The organism is Cupriavidus taiwanensis, from assembly GCF_900249755.1.
In the GTDB taxonomy this organism is placed as follows: Bacteria; Pseudomonadota; Gammaproteobacteria; order Burkholderiales; family Burkholderiaceae; genus Cupriavidus; species Cupriavidus taiwanensis_D.
In genome coordinates, this window is the sequence record NZ_LT976853.1 from 665,153 (window position 1) to 677,710 (window position 12,558).

The following is a 12,558-nucleotide window of genomic DNA, read 5'->3' on the forward strand; positions in this document are numbered from 1 at the left end:
AGCTTCAGGCGCGCTTGAGCAACGGCTTCAGGTACTTCCCCGTAAAACTCGCCTTGTTCCGGGCGACATCCTCCGGCGTGCCGCGCGCAATCACCTGGCCGCCGCCGGCGCCGCCTTCCGGCCCCATGTCGATCAGCCAGTCGGCGGTCTTGATGACGTCCAGGTTGTGCTCGATGATGACGACGGTATTGCCCTGGTCGCGCAGCTTGTGGATGACCTTGAGCAGCAGTTCGATATCGTGGAAGTGCAGGCCCGTGGTGGGTTCGTCCAGGATGTAGAGCGTGCGCCCGGTATCGCGCTTGGACAGCTCCAGCGACAGTTTCACGCGCTGCGCCTCGCCGCCGGAGAGCGTGGTCGCCGACTGCCCCAGCCGGATATAGCCCAGGCCCACGTCCAGCAGCGTCTGCAGCTTGCGCCGCACCACCGGCACCGCGCTGAAGAACTCGTGCGCCTGCTCGACGGTCAGGTCCAGCACCTCGGAGATGTTCCTGCCCTTGTACAGGACTTCGAGCGTCTCGCGGTTGTAGCGCTTGCCGTGGCAGACGTCGCAGGGCACGTAGACGTCCGGCAGGAAGTGCATCTCGACCTTGAGCACGCCGTCGCCCTGGCACGATTCGCAGCGCCCGCCCTTGACGTTGAACGAGAAGCGGCCCGGGTCGTAGCCGCGTTCCTTGGCCGCCGGCACGCCGGCGAACAGCTCGCGGATCGGCGTGAACAGGCCGGTGTAGGTGGCCGGGTTGGAGCGCGGCGTGCGGCCGATCGGGCTCTGGTCGACATTGATGACCTTGTCGAAATGCTCCAGTCCCTCGATGCGGTCGTGCGCCGCCGGCTCCGGGGTCGAGCCGTACAGGTGGCGCGCCACGGCGTGGTACAGCGTGTCGTTGATCAGCGTCGACTTGCCCGAGCCCGACACGCCGGTGATGCAGGTCAGCAAGCCCACCGGCACTTCGGCGGTGACATTGCGCAGGTTGTTGCCGCTGGCGTTGACGATGCGCAGCAGCCGCTCTTCGTCGGGCGCGGTGCGCTGCTTCGGCACTTCGATGCGGCGCTGGCCCGACAGGTATTGCCCGGTCAGCGAGGCCGGCGCAGCCTCGATCTGCTGCGGCGTGCCCTCGGCCACGATCATGCCGCCGTGCACGCCGGCGCCTGGCCCGATATCGACCACGTAGTCGCAGGCGCGGATCATGTCCTCGTCATGCTCGACCACCAGCACCGAGTTGCCAATATCGCGCAGGTGCTTGAGCGTGCCGATCAGGCGGTCGTTGTCGCGCTGGTGCAGGCCGATCGACGGCTCGTCCAGCACGTACATCACGCCGGTCAGGCCCGAGCCGATCTGCGACGCCAGCCGGATGCGCTGGGCCTCGCCGCCCGACAGCGTATCGGCGCTGCGCTCCAGCGACAAATAGTCCAGCCCCACGTTGTTGAGGAAGTTCAGCCGCGCGGTGATCTCCTTGACGATCTTGTCGGCGATCTCGCGCTTGGCGCCGTGCATGTCCAGCGTCAGGAAATAGGTCAGCGCATCGCGCAGCGGCCAGCCGTTGATCTCGAAGATCGCGCGCGCCTGCTCGCCGTCGCCCAGCTTGACGTGGCGCGCCTCGGTGCGCAGCCGGGTGCCGTGGCAGGCCGGGCAGGGCTGGTTGTTCTGGTACTTGGCCAGTTCCTCGCGCACGGCGACGGAATCGGTCTCGCGGTAGCGGCGTTCCAGGTTGGGGATGATCCCCTCGAACACATGCTCGCGCACCGTGGTGCGGCCGCGCTCGTTGATATAGGTGAACGGGATTTCCTGCTCGCCCGAGCCGTGCAGCACCACCTGCTGCACGTTCTCGGGCAGCTCTTCGAACGCGGTGTCGGTGTCGAACTCGTAGTACGCCGCAAGGCTTTGCAGCATCTGGAAGTAAAACTGGTTGCGGCGGTCCCAGCCCTTGATCGCGCCCGACGCCAGCGACAGGTTGGGAAACGCCACCACGCGCCTGGGATCGAAGAACGTGATCTGCCCCAGCCCGTCGCAGCTCGGGCACGCGCCCATCGGGTTGTTGAACGAGAACAGCCGCGGCTCCAGTTCCTGCAGCGAATACGAGCAGATCGGGCAGGCAAAGCGCGAGCTGAAGGTGTGCTCCTTGCCGCTGTCCATCTCCAGCGCCAGCGCGCGGCCGTCGGCCAGGCGCAGCGCGGTCTCGAACGACTCGGCCAGGCGCTGCTTGATGTCGGCGCGCACCTTGACGCGGTCGACCACCACGTCGATGCTGTGCTTCTCGGTCTTCTTCAGCTTGGGCAGCGCGTCGACCTCATAGACCCTGGCCTGCGCCTCGTGCGCGGTGCCGCCGCCGGAGCGGATGCGAAAGCGCACGAAGCCCTGCGCCTGCATGCTGTCGAACAAATCCGAATGCTCGCCCTTGCGGTCGACCACCACCGGCGCCAGGATCATCAGCTTGGTGTCTTCCGGCAGCGCCAGCGCCGCGTCGACCATCTGCGACACGCTCTGCGCCTGCAGCGGCAGGTTGTGGTCGGGGCAGTAGGGCGTGCCGGCGCGCGCGTACAGCAGGCGCAGGTAGTCGTGGATCTCGGTGACGGTGCCGACCGTCGAGCGCGGATTGTGGCTGGTGGCTTTCTGCTCGATCGAGATCGCCGGCGACAGCCCTTCGATCAGGTCGACATCGGGCTTCTCCATCAGCTGCAGGAACTGGCGCGCGTAGGCGGACAGCGATTCCACGTAGCGGCGCTGGCCCTCGGCATAGAGCGTGTCGAAGGCCAGCGAGGACTTGCCCGAACCGGACAGCCCGGTGATCACGATCAGCCGGTTGCGCGGCAGGTCGAGATTGATGTTCTTCAGGTTGTGGGTACGCGCCCCACGGATCTTGATTTCTTCCATATGCCGAAAAGTCGTCGCCAGGCAGGCCGCCCCGGCCGGAATGCGCGCCCGGGCGCACCTCCGGGGGGCAGCCGGCATGGCCAGGTGACCCGGGAAGCGCGAAGGAGCAAACCTGTTAATATACCCAACTTCGGTTTCCGGGGTTGTCCGGCCACCAGCGGACCCGACCATTGCCGCCCACCGGCAACCAGCCCGACCCCGAATCCACACGATCCCACGATCGCAATGCCGTCGATCCAGTCTTCTTCCCCGGATACGGGTGCCGCCGACGCATCCCAAGCCCCCGCGCGCGAACGCATGACGCGCGCCGAACTGCGCGCCGCGGTGTCGCTGGCCAGCATCTTTGCGCTGCGCATGCTGGGCCTGTTCCTGATCCTGCCGGTCTTTGCCGAATACGCGCGAACGCTGCCCGACGGGCAGGACGCCCAGCGCGTAGGCCTGGCCATGGGCATCTACGGCCTGATGCAGGCCTTCCTGCACATCCCGCTGGGCTGGCTGTCCGACCGCGTCGGGCGCAAGCCGGTGATGGTGGGCGGCCTGCTGCTGTTCATCGCCGGCGGCCTGGTTGCGGCGTTTTCCGACACGCTGACCGGCATCATCGCCGGGCGCGCGCTGCAGGGCATGGGCGCGATCTCCGCGGCCATCACCGCCTGCATCGCCGACCTGACCCGCGAGCGCCATCGCACCAAGGCCATGGCGATGGTGGGCGGCAGCATCGGGCTGACCTTCGCGCTGTCGCTGGTGATTGCCTCGCCGCTGCTGCACAGCATCGGCATGTCCGGCATCTTCGGGCTGATGTCGGTGCTGGGCCTGATCGCCATCGGCGTGACCGTGTTCCTGGTGCCGACCCCGCCGCCGCCGCACCCGGTGCGGCTGCCGTTCCGCAAGGTGCTGCTCAATGGGGACCTGGCGCGGCTCAACGTCGGCGTGCTGGCGCTGCACGCCTCGCAGGTGGCGATGTTCATGGTGGTGCCGGCGATGCTGGCCGATGCCGGCATGCCGCTGGACCAGCACTGGAAGGTCTACCTGCCGGTGGTGCTGGTGTCCTTCGTGCTGATGCTGGGGCCGATGATGGCGGCCGAGCGCTATGGCCGCGTGCGCCCGGTGCTGCTGGGCGCGGTCGCGCTGATGACCGCGGTGCAACTGCTGTTTGCCGCCGTGCACGGGCTGTGGGCGATCGTCGGGGTCTTGCTGCTGTTCTTCGTCGCCTTCAACGTGCTGGAGGCGATGCAGCCTTCGCTGGTGTCGCGCTACGCCGCGGCCGCGCGCGGCGCGGCGCTAGGCGTCTACAACACGACCCAGGCGCTGGGCCTGTTCCTGGGCGGTGCCGTCGGCGGCTGGCTGCTCAAGCACGAGGGCCGCAGTGCCGTGTTCGTGGGCTGCGCGGCGGTGCTGTTGCTGTGGCTTATAATCGCCTGGAGCATGAAGGCGCCGCCGGCGCGCGGGCAGGAAGCCGCACCGGCTCCCGCGGCCTGAGCCGGCAGCTGGTTTCGCATCATTTGGTAAAGCATTTGGGCTGGAAAGCGGCCTAGTATCATCGCGCCACCCGGCATCCTGGCGGGGGCGCGATGTTCGTTTACGTGGCCGGCCTATAGCGTCAAACTACGGCGTCAAACCACGGCGTCAAACCACGGCATCACCCCTGCAACCCGCTTTTACCGTCATCGTATTGCCACGCTTTTCAACACAGCGCGTGGCTTTTGGAGAACATTCACATGGCATCGGTCAACAAAGTCATTCTCGTCGGCAACCTCGGCGCAGACCCGGAAACGCGCTACATGCCCAGCGGCGACGCCGTCACCAACCTGCGCCTGGCCACCACCGACCGCTACAAGGACAAGCAGTCCGGCGAGATGAAGGAAGCCACCGAATGGCACCGCGTGGCGATGTTCGGCAAGCTGGCCGAGATCGCCGCGCAGTACCTGCGCAAGGGCTCGTCGGTCTATATCGAGGGCCGCATCCGCACCCGCAAGTGGCAGGACCAGTCCGGCCAGGACAAGTACTCCACCGAGATCGTCGCCGACCAGATGCAGATGCTGGGTTCGCGCCAGGGCGGCGGCGGTGGTGGCGGTGACGAAGGCGGCTTCGGCGGCGGCGCGGGCGGTGGCGGCGGCTATAGCCGCGAAGCGTCGGGCGGTGGCGGCTATGGCGGCGGCCGTGGCGCACAGGGCGGCGGTGGCCAGCAGGGCGGCGCCGCGCGCCGTCCGCAGCAGCCGGCGTCGAACGGTTTCGAGGATATGGACGACGATATTCCGTTCTGACCCGCCTCTCCGGGAAACCGGAGAGAAAGACCCACGCATGGCCCTCTTTACAGAGGGCTTTTTTGTTTTCCCGTGGACGGGGCCGCAGCCCGGCCCATCGATCGATTTCCCGTTCCGCAGCCGTTTCCCGGACGCTTCGGTCATACGGTACGTGCGGCAAAGCGGGAACATCCCAATGTCTCTCGCGCCATACCCGCGCCTATAATCGCTGGCCGGATCTTCGAAAAACCCGGTTCGCACACCCGCGCAGCCGGACCCCTCATGCTCACGGACCAGTCGGAAGCCAGGCAGACCCGCCGTTATGTCGAAAAGCGCGAAGGCATCCTCGATGCCGCCGCGGCGCTGTTCAACCGCAAGGGCGTGCGCGGCACGACCCTGTCGGACGTCGGCCAGCTGGTGGGGCTGAACACCAACAGCATCACGTACTACTTCCGCAAGAAAGAAGACCTGGTGCTGGCCTGCCTGATGCGCACCATCGAAGAGATGCGCGCCCTGGCCGGCGCGGCTTCGCAGCACGGCAGCGCCGGCGAGCGCGTCGCCGCCTTTATCGCGCTGTTTGTCGCGCGGCTGGCGCGCACCGCGGCGCTCGAGCGGCCCGAGCTGATGAGTTTCCGCGAGATCCGCGCGCTGCCGGCCAGCCATGCCGACGTGGCGTTCTCCGCCTACAACGACATGTTCCGGCAGATCCGCGGGCTGCTGCGCGATGCCGCGCCCGCCGATCCGATACAACACCCGGCACAACGCAGCGCGCTGAGCGCCCGGGCCCACCTGCTGCTGTCGCTGACCAGCGGCGCGATGAGCTGGATCGAGCGCTACGAGCCGGCGGACTACCCAAAGGTCGCGCAGACGCTGGCGGACATCGTGCTCAACGGCATTGCCGCGCCCGGCACCGCGTGGCAGCAGGAACTGGATGTCGACGCGCTGCTGCCGGCGCTGGGGCAGCCCGAAACGACGCAGCAGGCGTTCCTGCGCGCTGCCACGGAGCTGCTCAATGAGCAGGGCTACCGTGGCGCCTCGGCGGACCGGATCTCGGCCCGGCTGAACCTGACCAAGGGTGCGTTCTACCACCACAACGAGAACAAGGACGACCTGATCTCCGCATGCTTCGATCGCATGTCTGCGGTGATCCGCGACACCCAGGCGCTGGTCGACGAGATGCCAGCCACCGGCTGGGACAAGCTGTGCGCGGTGTCGCGCGCGCTGGTGCATTACCAGTTCTCCAGCCAGGGGCCGCTGCTGCGGCTGACCATCTACGGCGCGCTGCCGGAAGAGATGCGCATCGCCAAGATGCAGGACATGGCGCGGCTGTCCACGCGCTTTGTGCGCTTCCTGGTGCAGGGCATGCAGGACGGCTCGATCCGGCCGCTGGACCAGTCGATCGCGGCGCTGCAGGTGCATGGCATGATCAACGCCGCGGTCGAGCTGCGCCGCTGGGTTCGCGACGCCACCTCGGACAATGCCGCCGAGTTGTTCGTGCGGCCCATGATGATGGGACTGCTGAGCTGAACCGCGCTGGTCGCGAGCCTGCTGTCTGCCGTACGTCAGCCGTACGTCAGCCGTCCAGGTGGCAGGCCACCATCTGCCCGTCACCGTGGTCGCGCAGCACCGGGTCGGCACTGCGGCACTGGGGCATGGCCGAAGGGCAGCGCGTATGGAAGCGGCAGCCCGAAGGCGGATGCATCGGGCTGGGGACTTCGCCCTGCAGCACGATGCGCTGGCGCTGGCGTTCGGCGCGCACGTCGGCCACCGGCACGGCGGACAGCAGCGCGCGCGTGTACGGGTGGCGCGGCTGCGTGTAGAGCTGGTGCCGACTGGCGATCTCGACGATGCGGCCCAGGTACATGACCGCGATGCGGTCGCTGATATGGCGCACCACCGCCAGGTCATGGGCGATGAACAGGTAGGACAGGCCCAGGCTGCGCTGCAGCGCCATGAACACATTGACCACTTGCGCCTGGATCGACACGTCCAGCGCCGACACTGGCTCATCGCAGACGATCATGCTCGGTTGCAGCGCCAGCGCGCGCGCGATGCCGATGCGCTGCCGCTGGCCTCCCGAGAATTCGTGCGGGTAGCGGTCGGCCATGTAGGGCAGCAGGCCGACCATGTCGAGCAGCTCGGCCACGCGCGCCTGCAGCGCGGTTCGATCGCCGGCCAGGCCGTGCACCTGCAGCGGCTCGGCGATGATGTCGCGCACCTTCATGCGCGGGTTCAGCGACGCGAACGGGTCCTGGTAGACCATCTGCACGCTGCGGCGGAAGCGTTTTTCGCGCGCGCCGTTGAAGCCGGCCAGGTCTTCGCCGTCGAAGGCGATCCGTCCCGCGCTGGCCGGCAGCATCTTCATGATGGCAAGCCCGGTGGTGGACTTGCCGCAGCCGCTTTCGCCCACCAGTCCCAGGGTCTCGCCGCGGCGCAGCGTGAACGAGACGCCGTCGACCGCCTTGACCGAGCCGACCTGGCGCTTGAACAGCACGCCGCGCGTCACGGGGAAATGGACCTTCAGGTCTTCGACCTTCAGGATCAGGTTGTCGGCCTGAGGCGGTTGGCGCGTTTCCGGCGCCTCGGCGCCTGCGCTGCCATCGGTGCGATCCGGGCGCTCAGGCGGCGCGACGCTGCGCGCCAGGGGCGTGTCAATGTGCGTCATGGAGAAAGCAGGCCTTGAGATGTTGGTCGGAAACCGCGCGCAGTTCGGGAGGCGCCTGCCGGCATTGGTCCTGCGCCAGCCGGCAGCGCGGCAGGAAGGCGCAGCCCGGTCCCAGCGCGGTCAGGTCGGGCGGCTGGCCGTCGATCGGCACCAGCGGCTGGCTGGTGTCGCCGTCCAGGCGCGGCACGCACGCCATCAGGCCGCGCGTGTAGGGATGCGCGGGATGGCGGTACAGATCGTCCGCGGTCGCCGTCTCCACCAGCCGCCCGCCGTACATCACCGCGACCCGGTCGGCATAGCGCGCCACCACGCCCAGGTCGTGCGTGATCAGGATCAGCGCCGTGCCCGCCTGCTGCGCAAGCCCCTTCAGCAAGTCCAGGATCTGCGCCTGCACGGTGACATCGAGCGCGGTAGTCGGTTCGTCCGCGATGATCAGCTTCGGCTTGCAGGCCAGCGCCATCGCGATCATCGCGCGCTGCCGCATGCCGCCCGAGAACTGGTGCGGATAGGCATGGACGCGGCTGCGCGGCTCCGGGATCTGTACCTGCGCCAGCAGTCCGGCGGCCTCTTCGTAGGCGTCGCGCCACGCGCGGCCCTGGTGCACGCGGATCGGCTCGGCGATCTGCTTGCCCACCGTCAGCGCCGGGTTCATCGACGACATCGGCTCCTGGAACACCATCGCGATGCGGTTGCCGCGGATAGCACGCATGGCCGCCGGCCTGAGCTTGAGCAGGTCCTGTCCTTCGAAGCGGATCTCGCCGGACTCGATGATGCCGGGCGGCCGCGGAATCAGGCCGAGGATCGACAGCGCGGTGACGCTCTTGCCCGAACCCGATTCGCCGACGATCGCCAGCGTCTCGCCGGCGGCCACGTCGAACGAGACCCGGTCCACCGCGGTGACCACGCCGCGATCGGTGCGAAAGCGCGTGGTCAGGTTCCTCACCTGCAGGAGTGGCTCTGTCATGGCTGCATCCCGGTTGACGGTGCGCGTTGATGGTGCGGACTGACCTTGCGGAGGTCAGAACCCGAGCTTCTTCTTCATCTCCTGGTCGATCCATGCCCTGGCATAGATGGGCCCGTTGCGCACGGCGCCGGCACGCAGCTCGCCGTCGTAGTTCTTGACCCACGGCCACCACGCGGTGAACAGGTAGGGCGTGGGCAGCCAGATATACGGGGCTTCGGCCAGGATGTCGCGGGTCATGGCGCGCAGCGCTTCCTGGCGCTTGCCCAGGTCGCGCATCTGGAAGGCCTGGTTGACGCGGGCATCGAACCTGGGATCGTTCCACTGCGAGGCGTTCCACACCTGTCCCGCGACAAAGCTCTTGCGGATCGTCGTGGTCGGGTTGGTGTGGCCGTTGCTCATCATGTAGCCCGGCGCATTGGTCTTGGTGGTCATTGCCGACAGGAAGGCGCCGTACTCCATCGGCTGGATCTCGATGCGCACGCCGACCTGCTCCAGGTAGGCGCCGATCAGCGGCAGCATCTCCATATGGTCCTGGCTGCAGGCGCAGACCTGGACCTTGAACTTGAAGCCCTTCGGGTAGCCCGCTTCGGCCAGCAGTTTCTTCGCCTTCTCGGGGTTGTAGGTGAACAGTTCCCTGACCGATTCCGGCATCGCGCTCAGCGGCTCGAAATAGCCGGTGTAGTCCGGGTGCTGCGGATAGGCGAACAGCTCGGCATTGCCGCCGTAGTACTGCTTGACGATCTCCTGCTTGTTCACCGCCATGTTGAGCGCGCGGCGCACGCGGATATCGTTGAACGGCTTGGTGTCGACGCGCAGCGCCAGGTACTGCCCGGTGTAGGACAGCCAGCGCGACCACTTGAGTTGCGGCGCGCTCTTCTTCAGTTCATCGACGGCGGTCCAGCGCACCATTTCCAGCACGTCGAGCTTGCCGGTGCGCAGCATGGTGTTGCGGGTGGCCTCGTCCTTGACGGTGCGCAGCACGACCTTGTCGGCAAAGGGCAGCTTGTAGTCCTTGCCGCCGATCTTCTCGGTGTCCCAGTACTGCGTGTTCTTCGCATACGTGCTGGAGTTGCCCTGCACGAACTGACTCAGCGTGAACGGGCCGGAGCCGGTGACGTTCTTCCAGTTCGCGGCACCCGCGGCGGCAACCTCCTTGGGCATGATGCCGGAGTAGTAGCCCCAGCCGAAGCGGTAGTCCCATTCCGCATTGAATTCCTTGAAGCGGAATACGACCGTATGCTTGTCCACGGCCTCGACCTTGCTCAGGTGGTCGAAGTAGGTGGGGATTTTCTTGGCGCTGGCGTTCTGGCGGCTGTAGCTGAAGACCACGTCTTCAGCAGTCAGCTCGCGCTCTTCCATCACGCCCGGCTTGGCCGGGAAGCGGACGTTCTTGCGCAGCTTGACCTCGAGCGTGAGCGGGTCGGTCCATTTCCAGCTTTCGGCAAGTTCGCCGCGTATGGCATCCTCGGGCAGCCAGGCGTCGGCCTGGAAGGCGTACTTGCCGCCGTTGCGGCGGGCCTTGGACAGGTCGGCGGCGAAGAGCTGCTCATAGACCTGTCCGGTGTCATAGTTCTGCTTCCAGTTCCAGTCGCCCAGGTCCCACGACAATGCCGAGATGGTGGGGTAGACCGAGCCGACTTCGATGGTGCCGCCATACTTCGGCGCTTCCGCCTGCGCGGCCGCCGTGCCGCAGGCGAAGGCCGCGGCCATCGCCAATGCCGTCGCCGCCATTGCCAGGGACGCCTGCCCCGGCATCGTGCCGTTCGTGTTCACGCTGCGCACCATCGTCTGCTCCTTTGGGGATCATGATGTGCCGGCTCGTCATGCCGGCCGCTCGTCAATCTGCTGTTCTCAGCGGCTGCCCCGCATGCGCGGGTCAAGCAGGTCGCGCAGCGCATCGCCGTACACGTTGATCGCATAGACCACGATCGTGAGGCAGGCGCCCGGCGCCAGCGCCAGCCACGGGCCCTGGAACATGAAGGTGCGGCCGTCGCCCGACAGCATCCCGCCCCAGGTCGGGGCCGGCGGCGGCACGCCGAGGCCGAGGAAGGACAGCCCGGATTCGGCCAGGATCGCGGTGCCCACGCGCGTGGTGAACAGCACGATCACCGGCGGCAGCACATTGGGCAGGATGTGGCGCCACAGGATGCGGCCGGTCGACGCGCCCATCGACTGCGCCGCATGCACGTACATGTTCTCGCGCACCGACACCACCGCGCTGCGCACGATGCGCGAGCCGCCGATGCCCAGCAGCAGGCCGAGCGTGCAGACGATCTGCCAGCTGCCCGGGCCCAGCACCGACACCACCACGATCAGGATCACGAGGTCGGGAAAGCTCATCCACGCATCGACCATGCGCTGCACGACCAGGTCGAACTTGCCGCCCAGGTAGCCGGTCAGGATACCCAGCACCAGCGAGATCGCCGTGGCCAGCGTCGCCGCCGACAGCCCGATCACCACCGACAGCCTGGCACCGTACAGGCAGCGCGAGAACATGTCGCGGCCGAGGTTGTCGGTGCCGAACGGATGCGCCCACGAGGGCGGCTGCAGCCGTGCCATCATGTTGATCTCGTTCATGCCATAGGGCGCAAGCAGGTCGGCGAACACGCCGCAGAACAGGAACACCGCGCAGATCACCGCGCCGGCGGCGCCCAGCGGCTTGTCGCGGAACAGTCGCCGCAGCAGCGCAAAGCGAGGCTGGCGTTGCCGGTCGGAGCGGGGCAGGGCGCCAGGCAGCGTGGCGGGCAAGGTGGCGGCGGCTTGCGGATCGACGGTCTGGGGTGCCATCAGCGGTGCCTCACTTTGGGGTCGAACAGGCCATAGCTCAGGTCGACGAGCAGATTGATCAGCATCACCGCGACGCCGACCACGAGGAAGACGCCGGTGATCAGCGGATAGTCGCGCTGGTGCACGGCATCGAGCAGCAGCAGGCCCATGCCCGGCACCACGAAGATCTGCTCGATCACCACGGCGCCGCCGATCAGCAGCGGTGCCTGCAGGCCGATCAGCGTCACCACCGGGATCAGCGCATTGCGCAGCGCATGCCGCAGGATCACCAGCGGCTCGTTCAGGCCCTTGGCCCAGGCGGTGCGGATATAGTCCTGGCGCAGCACTTCCAGCATCATGGTCCGCGTCATGCGCATGGTGATCGCCGACAGCGCCATGCCGAGCACGATGGCCGGCACCAGCATCTGCCGGACATGCTGCACGGGATTTTCCAGGAAGGGGACGTAGCGCACTTCCGGCGACCAGCCCCACCAGACCGAAGGGAATACCATCACCATGGTGCCGAGCCAGAAGCTGGGCACCGCCAGCATCAGGATCGAGAAGGAGCGCGCGACATAGTCCGCCGCGGTGTCCTGCCGGATCGCCGACAGCACGCCGATCGGCAGCGCCACCGTCAGCGCCACGGCCAGGGCCAGCACGCCCAGCGAGAAGGTCGCGGGGATGCGCGCCATCACCATCTTCAGCACGGGTTCGCCTTGCCACAGCGACTGGCCCAGGTCGCCGTGCAGCACGATGTTGCCGGCCCAGTGCAGGTACTGTTCCCACATCGGGCGGTCGAGACCGAGCGCACGCACCAGGTCTTCACGGGTGCGCGTATCGGCGCTGATGTCGTTCTGGCTCAGCATCAGGTCGACCACGTCGCCCGGCACCAGCCGCACGATGGCGAACACGATGATGCTGGCGAAGACCAGCGTTGGCAGCAGCGCCAGCAGGCGGCGCAGGACATAGGCACTCATGGCCGGCCTCCGTGCGCATGCCGGCCACGTGGCCTGCCGGCAGCCGCTGCGGTCGCTGTCGAAAATGCGGGGAATGC

At 67.4% G+C, this 12,558-nt stretch carries 9 protein-coding genes; 3 read left to right on the top strand and 6 right to left on the bottom strand.

The genetic code is table 11. From position 1 onward, the window contains the following. Nucleotides 1-4: 4 nt before the first annotated feature. Nucleotides 5-2,869: an excinuclease ABC subunit UvrA gene (gene uvrA / locus CBM2594_RS03060; protein WP_116355546.1), complete on the bottom strand. Its 2,865-nt coding sequence runs from the start codon at nucleotides 2,867-2,869 to the stop codon at nucleotides 5-7. Nucleotides 2,870-3,094: 225 nt separating this feature from the next. On the opposite strand from uvrA, the gene CBM2594_RS03065 reads away from it, so the two are divergent. The 3 genes from CBM2594_RS03065 (at nucleotide 3,095) to CBM2594_RS03075 (ending at nucleotide 6,636) form a co-directional block, all read left to right on the top strand. Then, nucleotides 3,095-4,345: an MFS transporter gene (locus tag CBM2594_RS03065; protein WP_116355547.1), complete on the top strand. Its 1,251-nt coding sequence runs from the start codon at nucleotides 3,095-3,097 to the stop codon at nucleotides 4,343-4,345. Between the two features lie 239 nt (nucleotides 4,346-4,584). Next, a complete protein-coding gene (locus CBM2594_RS03070) occupies nucleotides 4,585-5,130 on the top strand; it encodes a single-stranded DNA-binding protein (RefSeq protein WP_116355548.1) in 546 nt (181 codons plus the stop codon). A 261-nt stretch (nucleotides 5,131-5,391) separates the two neighbouring features. Continuing rightward, the gene (locus CBM2594_RS03075) at nucleotides 5,392-6,636 is read left to right on the top strand and encodes a TetR/AcrR family transcriptional regulator (RefSeq protein ID WP_116355549.1); all 1,245 of its coding nucleotides are present in this window, start codon (nucleotides 5,392-5,394) and stop codon (nucleotides 6,634-6,636) included. A gap of 46 nt (nucleotides 6,637-6,682) precedes the next feature. Here CBM2594_RS03075 and CBM2594_RS03080 read toward each other — a convergent pair whose 3' ends face one another. From CBM2594_RS03080 to CBM2594_RS03100, 5 genes are all read right to left on the bottom strand, one after another. After that, entirely contained in the window at nucleotides 6,683-7,774 is a 1,092-nt protein-coding gene (locus CBM2594_RS03080; RefSeq protein WP_116355550.1) for a dipeptide ABC transporter ATP-binding protein, read from the bottom strand. Then, nucleotides 7,761-8,738, bottom strand: coding sequence for an ABC transporter ATP-binding protein (locus CBM2594_RS03085; protein ID WP_116355551.1), 978 nt, complete (start codon nucleotides 8,736-8,738; stop codon nucleotides 7,761-7,763). The genes CBM2594_RS03080 and CBM2594_RS03085 overlap by 14 nt, the downstream gene beginning before the upstream one ends. A 54-nt stretch (nucleotides 8,739-8,792) precedes the next feature. Beyond that, nucleotides 8,793-10,493: an ABC transporter substrate-binding protein gene (locus CBM2594_RS03090; protein ID WP_198048146.1), complete on the bottom strand. Its 1,701-nt coding sequence runs from the start codon at nucleotides 10,491-10,493 to the stop codon at nucleotides 8,793-8,795. Between the two features lie 96 nt (nucleotides 10,494-10,589). Further along, nucleotides 10,590-11,525 carry an ABC transporter permease gene (locus CBM2594_RS03095; RefSeq protein WP_232346549.1) on the bottom strand — a complete coding sequence of 312 codons (936 nt, stop codon included), beginning with the start codon at nucleotides 11,523-11,525 and terminating at the stop codon, nucleotides 10,590-10,592. Next, entirely contained in the window at nucleotides 11,525-12,481 is a 957-nt protein-coding gene (locus CBM2594_RS03100) for an ABC transporter permease (protein WP_116355552.1), read from the bottom strand. The genes CBM2594_RS03095 and CBM2594_RS03100 overlap by 1 nt, the downstream gene beginning before the upstream one ends. Nucleotides 12,482-12,558 lie beyond the last annotated feature (77 nt).